The organism is Micromonospora sp. NPDC005252 (assembly GCF_042872475.1).
GTDB lineage: Bacteria > Actinomycetota > Actinomycetes > Mycobacteriales > Micromonosporaceae > Micromonospora.
Genome location: NZ_JBIAKN010000001.1, coordinates 455,816 through 476,706, shown reverse-complemented (window position 1 = coordinate 476,706; position 20,891 = coordinate 455,816). Strand labels below are relative to the sequence as shown.

Genomic DNA, 20,891 nt, shown 5'->3' with positions numbered 1-20,891 from the left:
GAAGTTCCGCCTCCGTTGCTTGCGATGCTGACACAGAGCAACCGTGGGAGTGGCGTTGCGTCAGGAGTGTTGCGTGCCGGAATTTTCTGATGAAGCGGAAGTGACCCGAGTGGCGAAGCGGGACACCCGCGTCGACCTGCTCGCCCGCCGTCGGGCCCTGACCGCTCCGGCGCGGGCCGAGGCCGCCGGGCGCGTCCAGGCCGAGCTGGTCGCCCTGGTACGCCGGCTGCGCCCGCGCCGGATCACGGCGTACGTCCCGGTCGGCTCCGAGCCGGGCGGGGCCGACCTGCCGGAGGTGTTGCGGTCGGCGCTGCCGCCCGACGCCGAGTTGCTGCTGCCGGTGCTCCTCCCCGACCTGGACCTGGACTGGGCCGCGTACTCCGGACCCGATGCTCTAAGCGCGGCCGGTCGGGGTATGCGGGAGCCGACCGGCCCCCGCCTCGGCGTGGCCGCGGTCACCGGAGCGGAGCTGGTGGTCGTGCCGGCGCTCGCCGTCGACCGACGCGGCCGACGGCTGGGCCGGGGCGGCGGCTCGTACGACCGGGCGTTGGCACGGGTGCCCACGGCGACCCTGACCGTGGTCCCGCTGCACGACGGGGAGCTGGTCGAGGCGCTGCCGGCGGAGCCGCACGACCGTCCGGTCCGCGCGGTCGTCACCCCCACCGACGGGATGCGTACGCTTGACGACGGCCCGGGTGCGGCGCAGGGTGTCGCGCCCCACACGTCCGCTGGACGAACCCGGGGCGAATGACGCACCATTGGCACTCGAATACGTCGAGTGCCAACTGGCCGAGCTCAGATACCGGAGGAGAACGTGCCCACGTACCAGTACGCCTGCACCGCGTGCGGTCACCAGCTCGAGGCGGTGCAGTCCTTCTCGGACGAGCCGCTGACCGAGTGCCCGGCGTGTCAGGGGCGGCTGCGCAAGGTCTTCAACTCGGTCGGCATCGTCTTCAAGGGCTCGGGCTTCTACCGCACCGACTCCCGCGCGTCCGTCTCCGAGACCTCCGCTGGAGGCACGCCGAGCAAGCCGGCCAAGTCCGAGTCGTCCTCGTCGTCCTCGTCGTCCTCGTCCTCGGGTGGGGATTCCGGATCGTCGTCTTCGTCCTCGTCGTCCGGGTCGTCGTCTGGGTCTTCGTCCGGTGGGTCTTCGTCCGGTGGGTCGGGCGGCGGCAAGGCTCCGGCGGCCAGCTCCACGTCCTGACCTCAGCCTTCCCCAAGCTCGCCGACAGCGCCGCCCGCGATCGCCCGGGCGGCGCTGTCCATCCTTGATCCACTCGGGTTCCCGAAAGTCGGCCGGGCCGGGTCGATCGCCCGGATTCCCTTTCCGTGCCATAGCGGGTCCCGCCGGGTGCGATAGCAGATCCAGCCGGTAGATGGGCGTTATCCACAGGCCGGTCAGTTGTCCACAGGCGGGGACGAGGGGTCCGCAGCGCCGGCCGTTGCCGGCCTAACCTGCCGCTCTACGGGTGTCACCACGACGGCACCCGGGACGGAGGCGGCAGATGATCACCCGCAAGTTGGACTCCGCGCGGGCGTTGCGCCCGCTGCGCCGGCCGGCCCTGCCCGGCGGTCGCACCCTGCTGCGGGCCGGGCTGGTCGCCGCGCTGCTCGGCCTCGCCGCCGCGATTCTGCACACCCCAACCGGGATGGACACCCCGTCCGGCCAGCACACCGCGACCGGCTGCCCGGCGACCAACGGCGCGGCCGGGGCGCCGGTCCGGCTAGCCCGACCCGCCGTGCTGACGGTTGTCCGCCCTAGAGTCGCGGTCGGGGTGTGGGCCTGGCTTGCCCGACCCGCCGCGCTGCCGGTGGCCCGCCCCGCAGGCGCGGCGTCGGGGTCAGTCCCAGTGTGGGGGGCGTTGGGCGAGGAGCCAGTCGTCGTTGCCGCTGCTCCGCTCGCCCCAGCCGTGGTCGGTGTCGTCCGTGGTCTGCTCGGGCAGCACCACGAAGTCGTCGCTCAGGTCGACGGTGCGGTCATCATCGCCGCGCGCGCCCTGCGTGCCGGGGTCCTCGGTGCTCACGAGCGGCAAGACTAGCGCAGGCGACCGCTCGCCGACGGTTGGCACATCGACCAGAAGCGACCGGGCCGCCGGCTCCGTTGGTAGCGTCGGACGCCGTGACGACCCCCAGCGGTGGCAGCACCCCGGACGACGACTACTGGCGCCGGCCCGGGACCGGCGACGGCGGGATGGCGGACCAACCCCCACCCGCCACCCCACCCACGAGCGGGTACGCGGGGCCACCCCCGAGCGTGCCGCCCCCGGCCGGCTGGCGTCCCCCGGTGCACCTGGAACCGGCCCCGCCCCGACAGCTTCCGCCACAGGACATGGCCGTCCTGGATGCGGCCGAGCAGCGTTCCCAGCGGGTCACCTACGGCTTCGGCGCCGCAGCCGCCGTGGTGCTGGTGGCTCTTGTCTGCCTGCTCTGCTCGCGCCTCATCTTCTGAGCGGCGTCGGTGGCGCCCACCCCGACCGGCCGCTCAGAGGGTGGTGCCCCAGACGGCCTCGGCGCCGGAGTGACCGGTCAGGTAGACGTAGATCAGGGCGGCGATGGCCAGCGCGACGGTCGCCACCGCGAGCACCGGCGTCACCAGTGCCGGCAGCCGCGGCACCCGCGGGTGCCCACTGGTCGCCACGAGCAGCGCGATGGCCACGATCCCCAGGGGCACCACGATCCGGAACAGGATGTCGCCGTAGCGGGAGTGCTCGAAGATCTGGTCGAGGATCTGGCCCTGGTAGCCGCTGGCGACCAGGGCGTCGGTGAAGGCTTCACCGGATTCCACGGCCACGAACGCGGTCACCGGCGCGACCACGGCGAGGATGGCCAGCGCCCAGTCCAGTCGGTGCCGCCAGCGCGGCAGCCCCACGTATCCGATGGCCAGCACCGCCAGCAGTGGGACCATGACGACCACCGCGTGGACCACGAGGACGTGTACCGGTAGACCCAGGATCTCCTCGAACATCGACACCTCCAGGTGGATCACGGTGAGGGATCGCCAGCGTACGGGCCGCCGGTCGTCCCCGAGCTCTCGCCCGGAGACACGCGCGCGCCGGCGATCAGGTTCAGCACGGCGCGACCCCGCAGGTCGGTCCTGCGGGCTGTGTCCGTGGCCACCCCCAGCGGGCGACGGTTGTCGCTGCTGGTCGTACGTGCTGTCATTGGCGCATGTCCGGTGGCGAGGAGCTGTTGCGGTCGAGGGGCCTGCGCGTCACCCGACCGCGCCTCGCGGTGCTCGACGTTCTCGCCGACGGCGGTCACCTGGAGGTCGACGAGATCACCCGCCGGGTCCGCGAACGCCTCGACTCGGTCTCCACGCAGGCGATCTACGACGTGCTGGGGGCGTTGAGCCGGGCCGGCTTGTCCCGCCGGATCGAGCCGGCCGGCAGTCCCGCCCGGTACGAGGCGCGCGCCGGCGACAACCACCACCACGTGGTCTGCCGGGGCTGCGGCGAGATCGCCGACGTCGACTGCACCGTCGGCAGTGCCCCGTGCCTGGAACCGGGCACCGCGCACGGCTTCGAGGTGGACGAGGCAGAGGTGACCTTCTGGGGCCTCTGCCCGAGCTGCCAGTCGCGCCGCGCCGCCGACAGCTGACCCGGCCCGCACCACCGACACCGACCGGTGGGCCGTGGCACGCTTGGTCGGTGGACTCCGATGACCTCGGCCTCTTCGGTCCGGGTTCGGTCACGTGGAAGGTGCACGAGGAGCCGATCCTGATCGTCGCGGGCCTGCGCTCGCTCTACCTCCAGGCGTTGCACCCCCGGGCCATGGCCGGGGTCGCGCAAAACAGCAACTACCGCACCGACGCGTGGGGGCGACTGGTGCGTACCGCCACCTACGTGGCGACCACCGTCTACGGCACCACGGCTGAAGCCGAGCAGGCCGGGGCGCGACTGCGTCGCCTGCACGCCCGGCTGCGGGCCACCGACCCCGACACCGGCGAGGACTTCCGGATCGACGACCCGGACCTGCTGCGCTGGGTGCACGTCACCGAGGTCGAATCGTTCCTCAGCACGGCCCGGCGGGCGGGTCTGCCGCTCACCGACGACGAGGTGGACGGCTACTACACCGAGCAGCGTCGGTCGGCCGGCCTCGTCGGGCTGGACCCGGCCACGGTGCCGGGCACCGCCGCCGAGGTGGCGGCGTACTACCGCGCGGTGCGGCCGGAGCTGCGGATGACCCGGGAGGCCGCCGAGACGGCGATCTTCCTCACCGCCCCACCGCTGCCGTGGAAGCTCAGCCTGCCGGCTCGGCTGGGCCTCACCCTCGGCCCGCCGCGCTGGGCGTACCTGGGCATCGCTGGCACCGCGCTCGCGCTGCTGCCTCCGTGGGCCCGACGGATGTACGGCGGGTTGGGGCTGCCCACCACCGAGCTGTCGGCGGACCTCACCGTGCGCGCCCTGCGCCTGGCGCTCGCCGCGGTACCGCGCCGCTATCGGGAGGGGCCGTTGATGCAGGCCGCCAAGGAGCGGGCCGAACGTCACACGGCGACCCCGCTGGCCGGCTGACCAGCCGGACCCGCTCGGGGCGAGGTGCGGACACGCCGCACAGTGTCAGGTGCGGACAGGCCGCACGGAGTCAGGTGCGGGCAGGCCGCACGGGGTCAGGCGTCGGCGGACCGGTCCACGGCCGCCCACGGCTCCTTGCCCGGCGTCTGTGCCCCGGTCGGGCAGTGCCGCCGGAAGTCGCACCAACCGCACCGCGGGCCGGGCGCCACCGGGAACGCCTCGTCGGCATCGCCGCCGTCGGCGACGGCCCGCTCGGCGGCCATGATGTCGCGGGCCGTGTCCTCGGCCCGGGTCAACTGGCGGTTCAGCGACTCGACGGTGTGGTCGTGGCCGGCGACCGTGCCCGTCGGCAGGTGGTGCAGCTCCACCCGGCGACACGGCCGACGGAACACCCGCTCGGCCGCGTACGCGTAGAGCGCCAGCGCCTGCGAGCCCCGAGCGTCGTCGGTGTCCAGCCCGGTGCGACCCGTCTTGTAGTCGACGATGACCAGCTCCGGGCCCTCCGGCCCGGGGCGCGAGTCGATGCGGTCGGCCCGGCCGTTGAAGGCCAGCACCGCGGTCTTGACCGCCACCACCCGCTCGACACCGAGCGGGTCGGACTCCGGATCCAGCGTCTCGACGTACGCCTCCAGCCAGCTCAACGCTCGCCGGTAGGCGGCCCGCTCCTGCTCGTCGTCGCGGTAGCCCTCACGGACCCAGGTGCCCTTGAGCAGGGTGGCCAGCGCCTCGGGGCGGCGTCGGTCGGCGGGCAGCGCGTACCAATTCTTGAGGGCGGTGTGCACGCTGGCGCCGAGCGAGTTGTGTGCCCACGGCGGGCCCTTCGGCGGTGCGGGCCGGTCGACGTAGGAGTAGCGGTAGCGGCGGGGGCAGTCCGCGTACGCGCCGAGCTTGCTCGGGGTGCAGACGAACAGCCGTTCCGGCATCCCCTCGAAGCCGAGCTGCTCGGCGCCACCGGGGCGCTGCTGAGGGGCCCGACCGCCTGCGGCGGGTCGTCCGGCTGAAGAGGCTCGTCGCACGCCTGCGATCCTGCCATCCACCGCCGACATTCCGGGTGTGCCGGTCAGGCCATGTTCACGTACTGGGTCACGAAGGCCGCCACCGCGTCGGCGATGAGCTGTACGGCGATCGCGGCCAGGAGCAGGCCGGCGATCCGGGTCAACACCTCGATGCCGCCGGGGCGCAGGATCTTCACGATGCCGCCGGAGAAGCGCAGCACGATCCAGACCGCGACCATGACGGCGAGGATGGCCGCGGCGATGGCGGTGAAGTCACCCAGCCCGTCGGCCTGCTGAACGAAGAGCATGGTCGCCACGATGGCGCCCGGACCGGCCAGCAACGGGGTGCCCAGCGGCACCAGCGCGATGTTCGAGGTGACCTGCTGGCTGGGATCGTCGGCCTTGCCGGTCAGCAGCTCCAGGGCGACCAGGACGAGCAGCAGCCCACCGGCGGCCTGCAACGCGGGCAGGTCCACGTGCAGGTAGTCGAGCAGGGTCTGCCCGGCCACCGCGAAGATCACGATTACGCCGAGAGCCAGCGCGACGGCCTGCCAGGCCGCCCGGTTGCGGTCCCGTGCGGGCAACGGCCCGGTCAGCGCCAGGAAGATCGGCATCATGCCCGGCGGGTCGGTGATCACCAGCAGGGTCACGAAAACCTCGCCGAACAGCTTCAGATCCACGTGATCAACCTAGCCGCGCCCTGGTGGGCGAAATACCCGGATCAGCCCGAAGCGACCTCGGTCACCCCGGCGGCGACGATCCGCTCGTACGCCTCGACGCCGGTGGTGAACGCGCCGAGCTGGACGCTCTTGTGGGTGCCGTGAAAGTCGGAGGAGCCGGTGACCAGCAGGCCCAACTCGGCGGCGAGCGCGCGTACGTGGGCCTGCTCGGCCGGGCTGTGGTCCTCGTGGTCGGCCTCCAGGCCGGCCAGCCCGGCGGCGGCCAGCTCGGCGATCAGCTCGTCGGGCACCACCCGGCCGCGTCGGGTGGCGCGGGGATGGGCGAAGACCGGTACGCCCCCGGCGGCCCAGACCAGCCGGACCGCACGGAAGACGTCGATGTCGTCCTTCGGCAGCCGGTACCGCTCGCCCAGCCAGTCCGGGCCGAACGCCTCCCGGGTGCTGGCGACCAGACCGGCGCGGATCAGCGCCTGCGCGATGTGCGGGCGACCCACCGTGCCGCCGCCCGCCCCGGAGAGGATGTCCGGCCAGTTCACGTCGATGTCGTCGGCGCGCAGCAGCGCCACGATCCGTTCGCCGCGTGCCTCGCGGGCGGCCCGCACCCGGGTCAGCTCGGCGACCAGCTCCGGGTGGTCCGGGTCGAACAGGTACGCCAGCAGGTGCAGCGGCACCGGCGGCTGCGCGCCCGACCAGTGGCAGGACAGCTCGGCGCCTCGGATCAGGCGCAGACCCGGCGGCAGCGCCCGTACGGCCGGCGCCCAACCGGCGGTGGTGTCGTGGTCGGTGATGGCCAGCACGTCCAGACCCGCGTCGGCGCCGGCGCGGACCAGGTCGGCCGGGCTCAGCGTGCCGTCGCTGGCGGTCGAGTGGGCGTGCAGGTCGATCCGCGGCGCGGGGCCGGTACGCGAGGTCACCTCCCGACGCTACCCAGCAGACCCGAATCCGGCTCGCGTAGGTGCCGGCCAGCCGTAGAGCGCGGCCCTCAGCGCGCGCCGGCCCGTGCGCCAGGCCGTGGGCCCGCCCGTGCGCCAGGCCGTGGGCCCGCCCGTGGGCCAGGCCCCCGCGGCGCAGGGACGGGAACGCCGGCCAGCGAGCCGAGGCGATCGATCGCAGCGCGGGACGCCGCGACCACTCCGGGGAGCGACCCGGGTGCGGATCAGGAGCCGGTGACCAGGACCGGCCGGTCACCGGGCTGGAGGCCGGCCACGGGCACCGGCTCGGCCGGTTGCCCGGCACGCACCCGTTCGACGTCGACCTGAACCAGCTTGCCGGCGCTGTCGACGTAGGAGACGTCCGTCCGGGTCGTCCAGGCGACAGCGCCACTCAGCGCCGGGCCGGCCGGCATGGCGTTCAGCGTCGTCCCGAGCCGCTGCAGATCGACCAGGAGGGCCCGGTCGCTCGCGCCGACCTTCCCGTTCACCAGAAGCCACCGCCCGTCGTCGGACACGCCGCCCGCGCCGTCCAGGCTCAACTGTGCGCCGCAGGCGGTGCGTACCGGTTTCAGAGCCCGCTTCGGGTCGAGCGCCGCCAGGCAGGTCCCACCCGGCCCGCTCGCGGACACCTGACCGATCAGCCGCCCGTCGGGCAGCGCACCGTAGACGTTCAGGGTGCCCCGCTCGGACACCGCGGTCAGCTCCCCCGCGCCGGGCCGCCACAGGGCGTGGGCCGGCCCGTCCCGGTCGAGCCGGACCAGCACGCTGTTTCCGACGAACCGGACGGGTTCCGCGCCGTCCGGGACCGGAATGCGTACCGTGCCGATGAGCTGGCTCCCGACCACCCCCGCCACGAGCAGGTCCTTGCCGTCGCGCCAGGCGACCTGGCTGGCGTCCGGCGCGAGAACGATCTGGCCCGCGCCGGCCAGCAGCACCTGCACCAGGCCGTCGTCCTGCGCGACCCAGAGGGAACGGCCGGCGGTGGTCGGGGCACCGACCACCAGCAGACCGGCGCCGCTGGGCAGGCTGTGGGCGCGCTCGGCGGGGCCGACGCTGGGCAGCGCCAGCCGCTTGCCGTCGGCGTTGATCAGGGTGCCGTCGAGGAGCAGACCGGCGGGCGTTCCGGGCGACGGCGCGGGTGGGGCGACGGCGGCCGAGGGGAGCGGCCGGACGGACAGATCCGGATCGCCGATCACGACGATGGGCGGGCCCTGCCGGCCGGTCTCGTCGGCGAGCTGCGTCATGCCGGCGCCGATCAGCACGGTGGTGACCATTCCGAGCGCGACACCGACACCGGCACGCCGCCGTCGGATCCGCTTGGCCCGGCGGATGGCCTGACCGGCCGGGTCGGCGGTCAGTGGACGGGCGACGGCGACCTGGTGCGAGAGAGTCTCCCGCACCGCACCTTCCAGCTGGTCACGTCGCACCTGGTTAGGACGCTGCGGACCGCCCGTCAGGTTGTCGGGCCGCCGGGGGAATGCGCTCACTGCTGGTCCCCGGCGCCGGTGCCGACGGGCACGACCGCCGGAGCGGTGGGCAGCTCGACCGCCGGTGCGATCGGGCGGGGCACGGACGGGCGGGGTGCGACCGCGCCCGGCCCGGCCCGGCCGGCCGCCGGACGCGGCGTCACCGCGGCACGGCCCCCCGCATCCCTCCCGTCCGGACCAGGTCGGGCAGCGTCGACACTTCGGCCAGCTCGCGCGGCGTCGCCCCGGCCGGAGAGGGCAGCGCCACGGTCCCGACCCGAGAGGGCAGCCCCACGGTCCCGACCGGAGAGAGTGGCGTCGCGGCTCCCGGCGGAGAGGCCGGCGTCGCGGCCCCGGCCGGAGGAAGCGGGGTTGGCGCTCCGGTCCGTCCCGGGGGCGTCGGCCAGGTCCGGGGTGGCGGCGCCCATCCGTCGGCGCAGCGTGGCCAGTGCCCGGGAGGCCTGGCTCTTCACCGTGCCCGGCGAGATGTCCAGCAGCGCTGCCGTCTGTGCTTCCGACATGTCCTCGTAGTAGCGCAGGACGAGCACCGCCCGTTGCCGGTTGGGCAGCTCCCTGAGGTGCCGCCAGAGCAGGTCGCGGTCGAGCTGCTGCTCGATCTCGTCGACACCGGGCCGCTCGGGCAGCACCTCGGTGGGGCGCTCACCGTGCCAGCGTCGCCGCCACCAGCTCGTCGAGGTGTTGACCATGACACGACGGGCGTAGGGCTCGACCGCCTCGATCCCGCCGAGCCGCTTCCAGGCGAGGTAGGTCTTGGTCAGCGCCGTCTGGAGCAGATCCTCGGCTGTCGCCCAGTCGCCGGCGAGCAGATAGGCGGTACGGAGCAGAGCGGCGGAGCGAGCCGCGACGAACTCGCGAAACTCCTCCTCCAACGGGCCCCTGCTCGCCACCGCACACCTCCGCACCCACACCGTCCTGGCAGAGTGCCACGTCAGAGGCGTGTCGGTCCATGACGAAAGGTGCGCACTTGCTCCGATGTTCGGACGAAAACTTTCACGCCCCGTCGTCGGCCTTGGCCTCGTCGGCCTCCTTGCCCAACCGCGCCTCGACCGCCTGCGGCTCGTACATCTCTTCCACGACTCGCAGGTACAGCTCGTTCGGGTTGGGCAGATTCTTGATCTCGCGCAGCGCCTGCTCCTGGCCGGCGGACTCCAGGACGAAGGTGCCGTAGTTGAGTGCGCGGCCGGTCGGCGTCTGCTCGTACTTCATGTCGGTGACCCGGACCAGGGGCATCATGGCCACCTTGCGGGTGACGATGCCGTTGACCACCATGACCCGCTTGTTGGTCAGGATGAACCGGTCATACCACCAGTCGGCGACTCTCCAGGCCACCCAGCCCATGACGGCGAACCAGAGCAGCACCGCGATGGTCGTCAGCGCGCCCACGTTGTTGCCGGCGAGGAAACCGGACAGGTAGCCGAGCACGAACGTCGCCGCGATGCCGATCAAGATCGGGTTGGTGAGGTGGATCCAGTGCCGCTTCCACTCGCCCCGGTAGCGCTCGGTGGGGAAGAGGTAGCGGGCGACCAGCGAGCTGGGCTCGTCTTCCAACGGAAGCACCCGCCGGGGAGTCGCCCCCGTCGCGTCGGCACGCAGCCCCGCGAGCTCGTCCTCGGAGATCTGCGGTGGCTGGTAGGCGGCCTCGGGATCACGGATCCAGCCCCGGCCGGACCGCCCTTCGCCGGCGTAGCCGGGCCCTTCGCCGTAGCCGACGTCGTCCGAAAGGGACGGCCCGTCGGACAGGCCGGGACCGGCTCCGTAGCCCGGGCCGTCATCCGGCCCGATCCGCGGTATCGGCTCGGTGTCGCGCTCGCGACGTTCCCGGTCGGGGTCGTCCGGGTCGAAGGGTGGACCGGAGGGGCTGCCCATCGACGGTTAGGCGACGAGGCTGGTGAAGAAGTCGCCGAACCCCTGGGCGATGTCCATGATCCCGCCGCCCAGCGACTTGAAAACATCAGCCGCAGAGTTTGGCCGATAGGCGACGAAGAAGATCAAGAATGCGATTCCGGCCCAGGTGAGGACCTTCTTGACCATGGCGGGCCATCCTCTCGCGCGGCGCCGGGTCCCATTACCGCAGCGGCACCCAGAGTATCAGTGTGGTGTCGTACAGTGAAGATCTGCGTCCGTTCTCCGTCAAACCCGGAAGGTTGTCAAGCCCTCCCGGACAGGTACGGGGATGGTGCGCCGTACACGAGCTCGGGCGGAGTCCACTCGGTGAGGTCGTGCAACACGACGTCTTCCGCGAGGAGGTGACCCGCACTCGCCGGCCAGGCTATCGCATGCAGCCACATTCCCCGAGCCTCGCCGGCGTACGCGCTTCGATCCGTCGGAGAATTCACCAGCCACAGTGGAGTCGGGTGCCCGCCGACGCGGATCCTGGCCTGCCCCACGTGCTCGGGATGCCCCGGTCCGGGGTCCGTCAGCGCGTCGACGAGTTCCGGTCCGGGATCCGGGCCGGCCAGGCCGGCGAGCCGGGTGCCCAGGCCGACGCCCGGCTCCTCGGCCACGAAGACCAGATCCGCCGGACCGTCGTCGAGCGGCGCCGGCCCCGCGCAGGCCACCGCCGTCGCCCGCACCCCGGTGCGGTCGTCACCGGCGTACGCCACGCCGGTGAGGGTCCAACCTGGTGGCAGCGGCCACGGGCACCACAGCGGCGTCCCCGGTGGACCCGCGGTCGCGGCGATCCGCTCCACCACGCTCGCGACGATCTCCGCTCCGATGTGTTCGGGCACGTGCAGCGGCGGCACGGGACCGCAGCGCAGGCACCTCGACTCGGTGTGCATCAGATCCGGCGCCCGTACCGGGCCCCCGCATCTCGGACAACTCACCGCGACACTCACAACCCCACCGTCACCCGGCATCGCTGGCACGTCAAGCCGGAAACGCCCGATTGCGCCGACGGGGCGAGGGTCAGTCCGGTGGCGGGCCGGCGTGCGTGCGGATCCACGCGTGCATGGCGATGCCGCTGGCCACACCCGCGTTGATGGACCGGGTGGAGCCGTACTGGGCGATGGAGTAGAGCGCAGCGCAGGCGGCGCGCGCGGGCTCGGACAGGCCGGGCCCCTCCTGGCCGAAGAGCAGCACGCAGTCCCGCGGCAGGACGCCGGTCTCCAGCGGGCGGGAGCCGGGCAGGTTGTCGATGCCGAGCACGGGCAGCCGCCGCCCCGCCGCCCAGTCGACGAACTCCTCGATCGTCGCGTGGTGCCGGACGTGCTGGTAGCGGTCGGTGACCATCGCGCCGCGCCGGTTCCACCGTCGCCGTCCGACGATGTGCACCTCGGCGGCGTTGAAGGCGTTGGCGTTGCGCACCACCGTGCCGATGTTGAAATCGTGCTGCCAGTTCTCGATGGCGACGTGGAAGCCGTGCCGGCGTCGGTCCAGGTCGGCGACGATCGCGTCGTGTCGCCAGTAGCGGTAGCGGTCGACCACGTTGCGCCGGTCCCCCTCGGCCAGCAACTCCGGGTCGTAGCGCGGGTCCTCGGGCGGGTCCCCCGGCCAGGGGCCCACGCCCACCTCAAGCTGGTCGTCGGTCACGGTCATCAGAGGGTACGGGCCACCTCGGCGTCCGCCGCGACGGCCCGCCGACCTCAGCCGAGGCCGAGCGCGTCACCCAGCCGGTCCAGGAACCGTTGGTCGGCGGGGCTGGCCGGACGTCCGCCGGGGCCGGGCACCGCCCGGCAGACGCGGGCCGCGACCGACTGCACCCACTGGCGGTACGCGGCCGAGTCGGCGGGATCAGCGCGCCGGCGCAGGACCCGAACCGCCGCCCGGCACGCGACCAGCAGGTCCACCAGGTCGGTGAGTCGCTCGACGGGCGCCGGGGCGCCGTCGTGGCGGGCGTAGATCGCGGCGACCACGGCACGGACCAGATCACTGTCGAACCCGCGGCCGGCAGCCACCGCGTCCAGACCCGCGAGGCCCGCCATCACCCCCCGCTCCGGGCGGCCGGCGCCTGGCGCTGCGGCGGCCACGAGCACCCGAGCGGGCAGGCTGGTGAGCAGGTCCCACTCGGCGGCGGAGTAGACGGCGGTGGTCAAGGGTGCGGCGCGGCGGCCGGCAGAGGGCGGCTCTCCGGCGACGGAGTGGCTCATCGGAACCTCCGGCGCCAGCATAAGCCCCGAAACGGGCGACGGGCCCCCTCCCCGACAGAACCTGCTGTGCGGGATGGAGGCCCGTGCCTCGGCGGCGGCGACTCCTGCTCAGCGCCGCCGGGGGTTCAGCGCGGGTTCGGGAAGCTGGGCCGCTCCGGGTCCACTCCCTCGGCGACGGCGAAGGCCGCGTACTCCCGCTTGGGGACCATGACCTTGCGGCGGAACACGCAGACCATGGTGCCCTCCTGGTTGTAGCCCCGGGTCTCCACGGACACGACGCCACGGTCTGGCTTGGAGCCGGACTCGCGCTTGTCCAGCACCGTCGTCTCGCCGTAGATGGTGTCGCCGTGGAAGGTGGGCGCCACGTGCCGCAGCGACTCGACCTCCAGGTTGGCGATGGCCTTGCCGCTGACGTCCGGCACCGACATGCCGAGCAGCAGCGAGTAGATGTAGTTGCCGACCACCACGTTGCGCTTGAACTGGCTGGCCGTCGCGGCGTAGTGCGCGTCCATGTGCAGCGGGTGGTGGTTCATGGTGAGCAGGCAGAAGAGGTGGTCGTCGTACTCGGTGACGGTCTTGCCCGGCCAGTGCCGGTAGACCGCGCCGACCTCGAACTCCTCGTAGTAGCGGCCGAACTGCATCCTGGTCCCCTTCGACGGGCGGCGATGGAGTTCGGCACAGCATGCCTTACCGATGGTTAAGGCGACGGTCGGGGCCGGACCCCGGCGGAAATGTCACACCGGTCACTCACCCGAGGGGAGACGCAATGAGCGGCGGGGCCCTCCCCGGCACCCGCCGCCCACGCTCTGATGTGAGGAATTCTGCCCTACGACGGCGTAGGTTCGACAGAGATCGAGGTCACATTTATCTTTTTGTAACACTACTCTGCGTGACGGAGAGCGGGGTGATCAGCGATCTCCGCAGGCCGGATACCTCCTCGTCAGGGCTCAAGTTACCGATTCGTAGCGCTCGATCGGGTGGATCTCCTTGGAACCGCTCCCATCACCGCAGGTCACGCAAGTGCGTCATGCACTTGCGTTCCGCAGGACGGGATGAACTGACGCAGTTCGATGGCCGCCGAGGGCCCCGGGCAGCCCTGCGCACGTTTCGTGCTGGACGGCCCGGGAATTCGATACGGTCAGCCCTGGTTCTACGGGACGCAGACAAACCGCGGTGATCGGAGAGTGCAATGGCAACCGTTGAGCTGACCTCGGCGAACTTCGACGAGGTGACCGGCAACGACGGCATCGTCCTGGTCGACTTCTGGGCCGACTGGTGTGGTCCGTGCAAGCGGTTCGCCCCGGTCTACGAGCGCTCCTCGGAGAAGCACCAGAACATCGTCTTCGGCAAGGTCGACACCGAGGCCCAGCAGGAGCTGGGTGCGAAGTTCGACATCCGGTCGATCCCGACGATCATGGCGATCCGCGACGGCGTCATCGTCTTCGCCCAGCCGGGCGCGCTTCCCGAGTCCGCGCTGGAGAACCTGATCGAGCAGGTCGAGGCGCTGGACATGGACGACGTCCGCAAGCAGCTGGCCGAGCACAACCACTGAGCCGTCCCCGTGACGGCGCGCGAGGGCCGGGCCCGGTCGGGTCCGGCCCTTCGTCGTACCCGGGCACCGGCGCGTGATCATCGACCTGGGCAGGCGGAACTGGCCATCGGTGGGACCCCGCACGGCCGGTACATCCCGTATCGTCACGACCCGATGGAGACCCTGACCACCCGCGGGCGCGCGACCCGGCTGGGCGCGACCGCCCTCGGTCTCGTCCTGCTGCTGCTCGGCACCTTCTGGGGCAGCGACGACGACTTCCCGTTCGGCCCGTTCCGGATGTACGCCACCTCCAACCCGCCGAACGCCCCCGCCCCGGACACCCGCGTGGAGGGGGTGAACAGCGCCGGCGCGGTGGTCGACCTCGACCAGGGCGCCACCGGCATCCGCCGCGCCGAGATCGAGGGCCAGCAGGACCGGTACGCAGCCGACCCGACGCTGCTCGCCGAGGTGGCCGACGCGTACGCCGAACGCCACCCGGACGCCCCGGCGCTGGTCGAGGTCCGCATCGTCATCCGCTGGCACGGCATCCGCGCCGGCCGACCCACCGGGCAGCACACCGACGAGACCGTGGTCCGCTGGCAGGTTTCCCGATGAGCGGCTGGCTGACCGAGGCGGTGCCGCGCGGCCGGATCGCCGCCTTCCGCACCCTGATCTACCTCTTCGTCGCCGCCGACCTGGTGGTCTTCACCCCATGGGTACGCACCAGGGCCAGCGTGCCCGGCGAGCTGTACCAGCCCCTGCTGATCGGCCGGCTGCTCCCGCTGCCGACGCCGACGCCGACGGTGGTGGCGGTGATCTTCTGGGCGCTGCTGCTGCTCACCCTGCTCGCCGCGACCGGCCGGGCGCCCCGGCTGCTCGGCTGGTCGGTCTGCGCGCTCTACCTCGAGTGGATGATCATCGCGATGAGCTACGGAAAGGTCGACCACGACCGGTTCGGGCTCCTCGTCGCACTGGCCGTGCTGCCCACCGCCGGCCGGGCCCGCCACGGCGACACCACCCGCACCGAGGCCGGCGGCTGGGCGCTGCGGGTCACCCAGATCGCGGTGATCTGCACGTACTTCCTGGCGGCCTGGGCCAAGCTGCGCTTCGGCGGCCTGGACTGGCTGACCGGCTCGGTGCTGGCGCGGGCCATCATCCGACGTGGCACCGACCTGGCGGACCTCATCGCCCAGGTGCCGTACCTGCTGATCGTCGCCCAGTTCGGCATCGTGGCCTTCGAACTGTTCAGCCCCGTGGTGTTCCTGCTGCCGGCCCGCTGGCGACTGGCCATGGTCGGCTTCTTCTACTCGTTCCACGTGGTGACCATCGCGACCATCACGATCTCGTTCGCACCCCACCTCGCCGCGATGACGAGCTTCCTGCCGCTGGAGCGGGTCCGCCCGCTGGTCTGGGCCCGCCGGTTGACCGGCCGCGAGACCCCCGGCGCACCGACGGACGCGCCGGAGCCGGCCCCACCGAACGCCGACCCCGAACCACGCGATCGAACCCCAGCGGACGCCGGCACGGAGCCGGCGCGGCTCGGGGATCAGGCCCCGGCGCTCGGGCGGCCGGCCGGCCCGTAGAGCCGCTCCCGGGCCTCCTGCGGCAGCGAGCACGCCGCCGTGCCGCCCGGGAGCCGGTGCCGGTTGCGCGCCACCCAGCGGTACGCGGGCCAGGCCACGGCGCGTGCCGGCGGAAACCGCAGCCCCGCTCCGGCGACCCGCCAGAGCGGACCACTCGCGGCGAGCAGCTTCGCGATGGCGTCCGGCCCGGCGGCGCGTGAGCCATCCGCGCCGACCCACTGCACGGCCTCCTCGCACTGGGCGGCCGTGAGGCCGAGCGCGTCCAGATCGGCGAACTGCCAGGGCACCACCCGGGTGGCGGTGGGGATGCGGCGTTCGATGAACTCCGCGCAACTCGTGCAGAACGCGCAGTCCCCGTCGTAGACGAAGGTCGACCTCTCCATGGTGTCCATCCTCCCCCGCGCGACCGCCCGGTGGGCTCCGGTGTCCGGCGAGTCACTTGCGTGGGCCTCGTACACGTGTTCGAATAGTTGCCATGCGCTGGGACAACCTCACCGCTCCCCCGGTTGAGGGAGACCCCGAGCGGGCAGCGCCAGCGACGCCACCCCTGCCGCTGGCGCTGCCCGGCGCCATCGTGCGCACCTTCGACACCCCTGAGTTCGCCGGGATGACCTTTCACGAGGTGCAGGCCAAGTCCATCCTCAACCGGGTGCCCGGCCAGTCCCGCGTGCCCTTCGAGTGGACGATCAACCCGTACCGAGGATGCAGTCATGCTTGTGTTTACTGCGTATCGGGCGACACCCCCATTCTGATGGCGGACGGACGCACGAAACCGATCAGCGAGCTGGAGTCGGGCGACCGCATCTACGGGACCGAGCGACGCGGCGCCTACCGCCGATACGTCGTCACCACCGTCCTCGACAAGTGGTCCACCGTGAAACCGGCTTATCGCGTCACCCTGGAGGACGGCACGACGCTCGTCGCCAGCGGGGACCACCGCTTCCTGACGGAGCGAGGCTGGAAACACATCACCGGCGGCATGTTCGGCGCCGATCAACGGCCCTACCTCACCACCAACAATCGCCTGATCGGCACTGGGGCGTTCGAGACAACTCCGAAGGCCTCCCACGACTACCGTCGCGGCTATCTCTGCGGCATGGTGCGCGGCGACGGAACCATAGGCACCTACGCCACAGGCAGGAGCTGGAGTCACCGGTTCCGCTTGGCGCTCGCGGACAGCGAGGCCCTCGATCGTACCGAGCGGTATCTGAAGGAAGAGGGCGTCGACACAAGCCGCACCTCCTTTGGCCAGGCCAGGCCCGACCGGCGGCCGATGGAGGCGATCCGCGCCTCGGGAAAGCAGAAGGTCGATGCAATCAGGGAGATCGTCCAATGGCCGCAGCATTCGACTCCTGACTGGCAACGAGGGTTCCTTGCTGGCATCTTCGATGCCGAAGGCAGTTGCAGCCAGGGCATCCTGAGAATCGCCAACTGCGACGATCAGGTCCTCAGCCACACGACGGAAGCACTGCGCGCCTTTGGATTCGCCACCGTCCTCGAGGACCGGAGGCGGACGAACCGCCTGCGCTATGTACGGCTGACCGGCGGTCTCCCGGCGCGGTTGCGCTTCTTCCACCTGACCGACCCGGCCATCACTCGCAAGCGTTCGATCGCGGGTGCCGCTCTGAAATGCAAGGCCGCACTCAGGGTTGTCGACATTCAAGCGCTCGGGCTGGAGTTGCCGCTGTGGGACATCACCACCGGCACCGGCGACTTCATCGCCGACGGAGTCGTGAGCCACAACTGCTTCGCCAGAAACACCCACACCTATCTCGATCTTGATGCCGGTGCGGACTTCGACCGGCAGGTGATCGTGAAGGTCAACGCCGGTGAGCTGGTACGGCGGGAGCTGGCCGCGCCGAAGTGGCGGGGCGCGCACGTGGCCATGGGCACCAACGTGGACTGCTACCAGAGGGCCGAGGGCCGTTACCGGCTGATGCCGCAGATCATCGCGGCGCTGCGCGACTTCGCCAACCCGTTCTCGATCCTGACCAAGGGCACGCTGATCCTGCGAGACCTGCCGCTGCTGCGCCAGGCCGCCGAGGTGACCAGAGTCGGCATCTCCTACTCGGTGGGCTTCGTCGACGAGCAGCTCTGGCGTGGCGTCGAGCCGGGCACGCCGCACCCGAGCCGCCGGCTCGACGCGGTCCGCCGACTCACCGACGCCGGCTTCGAGGTCGGGGTGCTGATGGCGCCGATCCTGCCCGGGCTGAGCGACGGCGACGAGTCGATCGACGCCACCGTGTCGGCGATCGCGGCCGCCGGGGCGACCAGCGTGACTCCACTGGCGCTGCACCTGCGCCCGGGCGCCCGGGAGTGGTACGCGCAGTGGCTCGCTCGGGAGCACCCGCACCTCGCGCCCCGCTACCGCGAGCTCTACCGGGCCGGCGCGTACGCCCCGCAGGCGTACCAGCGGGAGCTGACCGCCCGGGTGCGGATCGCGGCCCGCCGCCACGGGCTGCACCGGGGCGAAGTGGGTGACAACCGTCGGCTGCCCGAGCCGCCCCCACCGCCGGCCGCCGAGCAGCTGACCCTGCTCTAGCCAGCAGGCGGCGCTACAGTCGGCGGGTGCGCACCGCTCAGCAGATCCTCGCCGACTCCGCCGTCATCGCCGTCGTCGGCGCGTCGCGCGACCCGCGCAAGGCCGCGCACGGCGTGCCGTTGCAGATGCAGCAGTACGGCTGGCGGATCATCCCGGTCAACCCGACAGTCGACGAACTCTTCGGCGAGCGGGCGTACCCGACGCTGGCCGACATCCCGCACCCGGTGGATCTGGTGGACGTGTTCCGGCCGGCGGCCGACGCCGTGCAGGTCGTGCGGGACGCGGCGGCGATCGGCGCTCCGGCCGTCTGGCTGCAACTGGGCATCGTCTCGGCCGAGGCGCGACGGATCGCCGAGGCGGCCGGGATGGACTACGTCGAGGACCGCTGCCTCATCGTCGAGCGCGCCGCCGCCGGCCTGACCCGGCTCGGCTGATCCCGCGTCGGTCCGACGGGCTGGCCGACGGCCGGACGGACCGGAAGCCGTCGACAGGCCGGTGGGCACGACGTGAGCGGCCGGCATTGGCACGAACATCTCGTCGTCGAGCGCGCCGCCGGCCTGACCCGCTTCACTGGTTTCCCGGTGGTCGTACGCTGCGGGCATGGTCATCCCGCGGCGCGGCCGCGTACCGGCGCTGGGCGACGGGCTCTGGCCGCGCCGGATCCTGGCTCTGACGGCCGGGTTGGTGGTGACGGCCGGGGTCGCCGGTGGGCTGCTTGCGCTCCCTCGGATCAACCCGTCCACCGCCAGCCTGGCGGTCTGGTCGGCCATCGGCATGCGGTGGCTGACCGGGCGGTGGTGGCCACGGCGGACCGGGCATCTGCGCTGGCGGGAGCGTGTCTCCGGCCTGGACGCCGTCGAACCGGGCCTGGTGGCACGCCGGTCGCTCGCCGGGTGGGTCGACCTGGCGGCCGGTGCGACCACGCTGCTCGCGATCGGAGGGTGGCTGATCACCAGCCTGCCCCCGCACGGCCGGTGGGTCGACCTGACGCGGCCGGTGCTCGCCGTCGGGGTCGCGGCCTGGCTCGGTCGTGGGGTCTACGAGGAGACGCGCTTCACCGGAAGGCTGGCGCTGACCGCCAGCGCGATCCGGCACGGCCGCCAGATCGTGGACTGGACGAACATCGACCGGGTCAGCCCGCACCGGCGCGACGGCCGGCTGAACGGGGTGCGGCTGCGGCCGGCGGTCTGGCAGTCGCTGCGGCCGGCGCCGGTGGTCGGCGGCCGGGACACGGCGGTGCCGGAGGATCGGCTGATCGCCGCGCTCGAGGACTACCGGTTCCGATCGCGGGAGCTGGCCATCGAGCCGGACCAGGGGCAGCTCAGAGCTTGTACTCCTTGAGCAGGCCACGGGAGATGATGGTCTTCTGGATCTCCGAGGTGCCCTCGCCGATGAGCAGGAACGGGGCCTCGCGCATCAGCCGCTCGATCTCGTACTCCTTGGAGTAGCCGTAGCCGCCGTGGATGCGGAACGCCTCCTGCACGACCTCCGCGCAGTACTCCGAAGCGAGCAGCTTGGCCATCCCGGCCTCGACGTCGTTGCGCTGGCCGGCGTCCTTGAGGCGGGCGGCGTTGACCATGAGGGCGTGCGCGGCCTCAATCTTCGTGCCCATCTCGGCGAGCTTGAATGCGATCGCCTGGTGCCTGGCGAGCGGCTGGCCGAAGGTCTTGCGCTGCTGGGCGTACGCGACGGCCAACTCGAAGGCGCGGATGGAGATGCCGCAGGCGCGGGCGGCCACGTTGACGCGGCCCACCTCGATGCCGTCCATCATCTGGTAGAAACCGCGGCCCACCTTGTCGGCGCCGCCGAGGATGGCCGAGTCGGGCACGGTCACCCCGTCGAGCACCATCTCAGTGGTCTCGACGCCCTTGTAACCCATTTTCTCGATCTTGCCGGGGATGGTGAGGCCGGGGGCTGTCTCGCCGAAGCCCGGTTCCTTCTCCAGCAGGAAGGTGCTCATGTTGCCGTACACCGACTCGGCGCCGGTGTCGGTCTTGACCAGGGTGGCCACCACCGAGGAGTACGCCCCGTTGGTCAGCCACATCTTCTGCCCGTTGAGCACGTAGCTGTCGCCGTCGCGAACGGCCCGGGACTTGATCGCCGAGACGTCGGAGCCGGTCTCCGGCTCGGACATCGAGAACGCGCCGCGCACCTCGCCGGTGGCCATCTTCGGCAGGAGTCGGGCCTTCTGCTCGGCCGAGCCGTGCTGGGAGATCAGGTACGCCACGATGAAGTGGGTGTTGACGATGCCGGAGATCGACATCCAGCCCCGGGACAGCTGCTCCACCACGAGGGCGTACGTGAGCAGCGACTCGCCGAGCCCGCCGTACTCCTCGTCGATGGTGAGGCCGAACAGCCCCATCTCGCGCATCCCGTCGAGGATGTCGGTGGGGTACTCGTCGGCGTGCTCCAGCCGCTGGGCGTGCGGGATGATCTCCTTGTCGGCGAACTCCCGGACGGTCTCCAGGATCGATCGCTGCACATCGGTCAGGCCGGGCGTCTGGGCGAGTCGGGCCATCTCAGCCTCCGGGGATCAGCGCAC

Annotated in this window: 26 protein-coding genes and 1 pseudogene; 11 read left to right on the top strand and 16 right to left on the bottom strand. The window is 72.1% G+C overall.

Annotation, left to right across the window (positions count from 1 at the left end; translation table 11 throughout):
- The first annotated feature begins 73 nt into the window (after positions 1-73).
- Complete coding sequence (locus ACFYPH_RS02360; protein WP_387178320.1) at positions 74-751, top strand: 5-formyltetrahydrofolate cyclo-ligase; 678 nt, start codon at positions 74-76, stop codon at positions 749-751.
- Positions 752-778: 27 nt separating this feature from the next.
- Positions 779-955, top strand: a pseudogene (locus ACFYPH_RS02355) (FmdB family zinc ribbon protein); the annotation flags it as partial.
- A 14-nt stretch (positions 956-969) separates the two neighbouring features.
- Here the strand turns inward: ACFYPH_RS02355 and ACFYPH_RS02350 are convergent.
- Both ACFYPH_RS02350 and ACFYPH_RS02345 read right to left on the bottom strand, forming a co-directional pair.
- Complete coding sequence (locus tag ACFYPH_RS02350) at positions 970-1,197, bottom strand: hypothetical protein (protein WP_355066758.1); 228 nt, start codon at positions 1,195-1,197, stop codon at positions 970-972.
- Positions 1,198-1,841: 644 nt separating this feature from the next.
- Entirely contained in the window at positions 1,842-2,024 is a 183-nt protein-coding gene (locus ACFYPH_RS02345; RefSeq protein WP_354855904.1) for a hypothetical protein, read from the bottom strand.
- 95 nt (positions 2,025-2,119) lie between these two features.
- Between ACFYPH_RS02345 and ACFYPH_RS02340 the strand changes: the two genes are divergently transcribed.
- The gene (locus ACFYPH_RS02340) at positions 2,120-2,449 is read left to right on the top strand and encodes a hypothetical protein (RefSeq protein WP_354855905.1); all 330 of its coding nucleotides are present in this window, start codon (positions 2,120-2,122) and stop codon (positions 2,447-2,449) included.
- Positions 2,450-2,482: 33 nt separating this feature from the next.
- On the opposite strand, the gene ACFYPH_RS02335 is transcribed toward ACFYPH_RS02340, so the two are convergent.
- Entirely contained in the window at positions 2,483-2,965 is a 483-nt protein-coding gene (locus ACFYPH_RS02335; protein ID WP_354855970.1) for a DUF2231 domain-containing protein, read from the bottom strand.
- 203 nt (positions 2,966-3,168) lie between these two features.
- On the opposite strand from ACFYPH_RS02335, the gene ACFYPH_RS02330 reads away from it, so the two are divergent.
- Together ACFYPH_RS02330 and ACFYPH_RS02325 are read left to right on the top strand one after the other, a co-directional pair.
- Positions 3,169-3,597, top strand: coding sequence for a Fur family transcriptional regulator (locus tag ACFYPH_RS02330; RefSeq protein ID WP_354855906.1), 429 nt, complete (start codon positions 3,169-3,171; stop codon positions 3,595-3,597).
- Positions 3,598-3,647: 50 nt separating this feature from the next.
- On the top strand, positions 3,648-4,511 hold the full coding sequence (locus tag ACFYPH_RS02325) for an oxygenase MpaB family protein (RefSeq protein ID WP_354855907.1): 864 nt from the start codon (positions 3,648-3,650) through the stop codon (positions 4,509-4,511).
- Positions 4,512-4,606: 95 nt separating this feature from the next.
- Here ACFYPH_RS02325 and ACFYPH_RS02320 read toward each other — a convergent pair whose 3' ends face one another.
- The 11 genes from ACFYPH_RS02320 to ACFYPH_RS02270 form a co-directional block, all read right to left on the bottom strand.
- Positions 4,607-5,434, bottom strand: a complete 828-nt coding sequence (locus ACFYPH_RS02320; protein WP_354855971.1) for a PD-(D/E)XK nuclease family protein — start codon at positions 5,432-5,434, stop codon at positions 4,607-4,609.
- Positions 5,435-5,571: 137 nt separating this feature from the next.
- Complete coding sequence (locus ACFYPH_RS02315; protein ID WP_354855908.1) at positions 5,572-6,186, bottom strand: MarC family protein; 615 nt, start codon at positions 6,184-6,186, stop codon at positions 5,572-5,574.
- A gap of 41 nt (positions 6,187-6,227) precedes the next feature.
- Positions 6,228-7,100, bottom strand: coding sequence for a PHP domain-containing protein (locus ACFYPH_RS02310; RefSeq protein WP_387178314.1), 873 nt, complete (start codon positions 7,098-7,100; stop codon positions 6,228-6,230).
- A gap of 242 nt (positions 7,101-7,342) precedes the next feature.
- The gene (locus ACFYPH_RS02305) at positions 7,343-8,545 is read right to left on the bottom strand and encodes a hypothetical protein (RefSeq protein WP_355066737.1); all 1,203 of its coding nucleotides are present in this window, start codon (positions 8,543-8,545) and stop codon (positions 7,343-7,345) included.
- Between the two features lie 56 nt (positions 8,546-8,601).
- Positions 8,602-9,492, bottom strand: a complete 891-nt coding sequence (locus ACFYPH_RS02300; protein WP_387178311.1) for a SigE family RNA polymerase sigma factor — start codon at positions 9,490-9,492, stop codon at positions 8,602-8,604.
- Positions 9,493-9,595: 103 nt separating this feature from the next.
- Positions 9,596-10,471, bottom strand: a complete 876-nt coding sequence (locus ACFYPH_RS02295; protein WP_354855912.1) for a PH domain-containing protein — start codon at positions 10,469-10,471, stop codon at positions 9,596-9,598.
- 6 nt (positions 10,472-10,477) lie between these two features.
- The gene (locus ACFYPH_RS02290; RefSeq protein ID WP_007455302.1) at positions 10,478-10,636 is read right to left on the bottom strand and encodes a hypothetical protein; all 159 of its coding nucleotides are present in this window, start codon (positions 10,634-10,636) and stop codon (positions 10,478-10,480) included.
- 116 nt (positions 10,637-10,752) lie between these two features.
- Complete coding sequence (locus ACFYPH_RS02285) at positions 10,753-11,463, bottom strand: DUF6758 family protein (RefSeq protein WP_354855913.1); 711 nt, start codon at positions 11,461-11,463, stop codon at positions 10,753-10,755.
- Between the two features lie 49 nt (positions 11,464-11,512).
- On the bottom strand, positions 11,513-12,136 hold the full coding sequence (locus tag ACFYPH_RS02280; protein ID WP_354855972.1) for an RNA methyltransferase: 624 nt from the start codon (positions 12,134-12,136) through the stop codon (positions 11,513-11,515).
- Positions 12,137-12,189: 53 nt separating this feature from the next.
- The gene (locus tag ACFYPH_RS02275) at positions 12,190-12,714 is read right to left on the bottom strand and encodes a hypothetical protein (RefSeq protein WP_354855914.1); all 525 of its coding nucleotides are present in this window, start codon (positions 12,712-12,714) and stop codon (positions 12,190-12,192) included.
- A gap of 104 nt (positions 12,715-12,818) precedes the next feature.
- On the bottom strand, positions 12,819-13,334 hold the full coding sequence (locus ACFYPH_RS02270) for a MaoC family dehydratase (RefSeq protein WP_387178306.1): 516 nt from the start codon (positions 13,332-13,334) through the stop codon (positions 12,819-12,821).
- A 548-nt stretch (positions 13,335-13,882) separates the two neighbouring features.
- Here ACFYPH_RS02270 and trxA point away from each other — a divergent pair.
- The 3 genes from trxA to ACFYPH_RS02255 all read left to right on the top strand — a co-directional run bounded on the left by trxA (position 13,883) and on the right by ACFYPH_RS02255 (position 15,807).
- Positions 13,883-14,245 (top strand): thioredoxin, encoded by a 363-nt coding sequence (trxA, locus tag ACFYPH_RS02265; RefSeq protein WP_030329190.1) that lies wholly within the window; start codon positions 13,883-13,885, stop codon positions 14,243-14,245.
- Positions 14,246-14,398: 153 nt separating this feature from the next.
- Positions 14,399-14,839: a hypothetical protein gene (locus ACFYPH_RS02260; RefSeq protein WP_354855916.1), complete on the top strand. Its 441-nt coding sequence runs from the start codon at positions 14,399-14,401 to the stop codon at positions 14,837-14,839.
- On the top strand, positions 14,836-15,807 hold the full coding sequence (locus tag ACFYPH_RS02255) for an MFS transporter permease (RefSeq protein WP_387178303.1): 972 nt from the start codon (positions 14,836-14,838) through the stop codon (positions 15,805-15,807). Before ACFYPH_RS02260 ends, ACFYPH_RS02255 begins: the two co-directional genes overlap by 4 nt.
- Here ACFYPH_RS02255 and ACFYPH_RS02250 read toward each other — a convergent pair.
- The gene (locus tag ACFYPH_RS02250) at positions 15,771-16,190 is read right to left on the bottom strand and encodes a thiol-disulfide oxidoreductase DCC family protein (protein WP_387178301.1); all 420 of its coding nucleotides are present in this window, start codon (positions 16,188-16,190) and stop codon (positions 15,771-15,773) included. The two genes, ACFYPH_RS02255 and ACFYPH_RS02250, sit on opposite strands and share 37 nt — an antisense overlap.
- 92 nt (positions 16,191-16,282) lie before the next feature.
- On the opposite strand from ACFYPH_RS02250, the gene ACFYPH_RS02245 reads away from it, so the two are divergent.
- From ACFYPH_RS02245 to ACFYPH_RS02235, 3 genes are all read left to right on the top strand, one after another.
- On the top strand, positions 16,283-18,349 hold the full coding sequence (locus tag ACFYPH_RS02245; protein WP_387178298.1) for an intein-containing Rv2578c family radical SAM protein: 2,067 nt from the start codon (positions 16,283-16,285) through the stop codon (positions 18,347-18,349).
- 26 nt (positions 18,350-18,375) lie between these two features.
- The gene (locus tag ACFYPH_RS02240) at positions 18,376-18,783 is read left to right on the top strand and encodes a CoA-binding protein (RefSeq protein ID WP_355066732.1); all 408 of its coding nucleotides are present in this window, start codon (positions 18,376-18,378) and stop codon (positions 18,781-18,783) included.
- A 166-nt stretch (positions 18,784-18,949) separates the two neighbouring features.
- Complete coding sequence (locus tag ACFYPH_RS02235; RefSeq protein ID WP_387178295.1) at positions 18,950-19,690, top strand: hypothetical protein; 741 nt, start codon at positions 18,950-18,952, stop codon at positions 19,688-19,690.
- Here the strand turns inward: ACFYPH_RS02235 and ACFYPH_RS02230 are convergent.
- Positions 19,671-20,867, bottom strand: a complete 1,197-nt coding sequence (locus ACFYPH_RS02230) for an acyl-CoA dehydrogenase family protein (protein WP_354855922.1) — start codon at positions 20,865-20,867, stop codon at positions 19,671-19,673. The two genes, ACFYPH_RS02235 and ACFYPH_RS02230, sit on opposite strands and share 20 nt — an antisense overlap.
- Positions 20,868-20,891: the final 24 nt, after the last annotated feature.

Bases quoted from the DNA above. Each gene is read 5' to 3' on its own strand.
- ACFYPH_RS02335 (WP_354855970.1), bottom strand. From the start codon at position 2,965: ATGTTCGAGGAGATCCTGGGTCTACCGGTACACGTCCTCGTGGTCCAC.
- ACFYPH_RS02330 (WP_354855906.1), top strand. From the start codon at position 3,169: ATGTCCGGTGGCGAGGAGCTGTTGCGGTCGAGGGGCCTGCGCGTCACC.
- ACFYPH_RS02320 (WP_354855971.1), bottom strand. From the start codon at position 5,434: ATGCCGGAACGGCTGTTCGTCTGCACCCCGAGCAAGCTCGGCGCGTAC.
- ACFYPH_RS02295 (WP_354855912.1), bottom strand. From the start codon at position 10,471: ATGGGCAGCCCCTCCGGTCCACCCTTCGACCCGGACGACCCCGACCGG.
- ACFYPH_RS02290 (WP_007455302.1), bottom strand. From the start codon at position 10,636: ATGGTCAAGAAGGTCCTCACCTGGGCCGGAATCGCATTCTTGATCTTC.
- ACFYPH_RS02285 (WP_354855913.1), bottom strand. From the start codon at position 11,463: ATGCCGGGTGACGGTGGGGTTGTGAGTGTCGCGGTGAGTTGTCCGAGA.
- ACFYPH_RS02275 (WP_354855914.1), bottom strand. From the start codon at position 12,714: ATGCTGGCGCCGGAGGTTCCGATGAGCCACTCCGTCGCCGGAGAGCCG.
- ACFYPH_RS02270 (WP_387178306.1), bottom strand. From the start codon at position 13,334: ATGCAGTTCGGCCGCTACTACGAGGAGTTCGAGGTCGGCGCGGTCTAC.
- trxA (WP_030329190.1), top strand. From the start codon at position 13,883: ATGGCAACCGTTGAGCTGACCTCGGCGAACTTCGACGAGGTGACCGGC.
- ACFYPH_RS02260 (WP_354855916.1), top strand. From the start codon at position 14,399: ATGGAGACCCTGACCACCCGCGGGCGCGCGACCCGGCTGGGCGCGACC.
- ACFYPH_RS02255 (WP_387178303.1), top strand. From the start codon at position 14,836: ATGAGCGGCTGGCTGACCGAGGCGGTGCCGCGCGGCCGGATCGCCGCC.
- ACFYPH_RS02250 (WP_387178301.1), bottom strand. From the start codon at position 16,190: ATGGAGAGGTCGACCTTCGTCTACGACGGGGACTGCGCGTTCTGCACG.
- ACFYPH_RS02245 (WP_387178298.1), top strand. From the start codon at position 16,283: ATGCGCTGGGACAACCTCACCGCTCCCCCGGTTGAGGGAGACCCCGAG.
- ACFYPH_RS02235 (WP_387178295.1), top strand. From the start codon at position 18,950: ATGGTCATCCCGCGGCGCGGCCGCGTACCGGCGCTGGGCGACGGGCTC.
- ACFYPH_RS02230 (WP_354855922.1), bottom strand. From the start codon at position 20,867: ATGGCCCGACTCGCCCAGACGCCCGGCCTGACCGATGTGCAGCGATCG.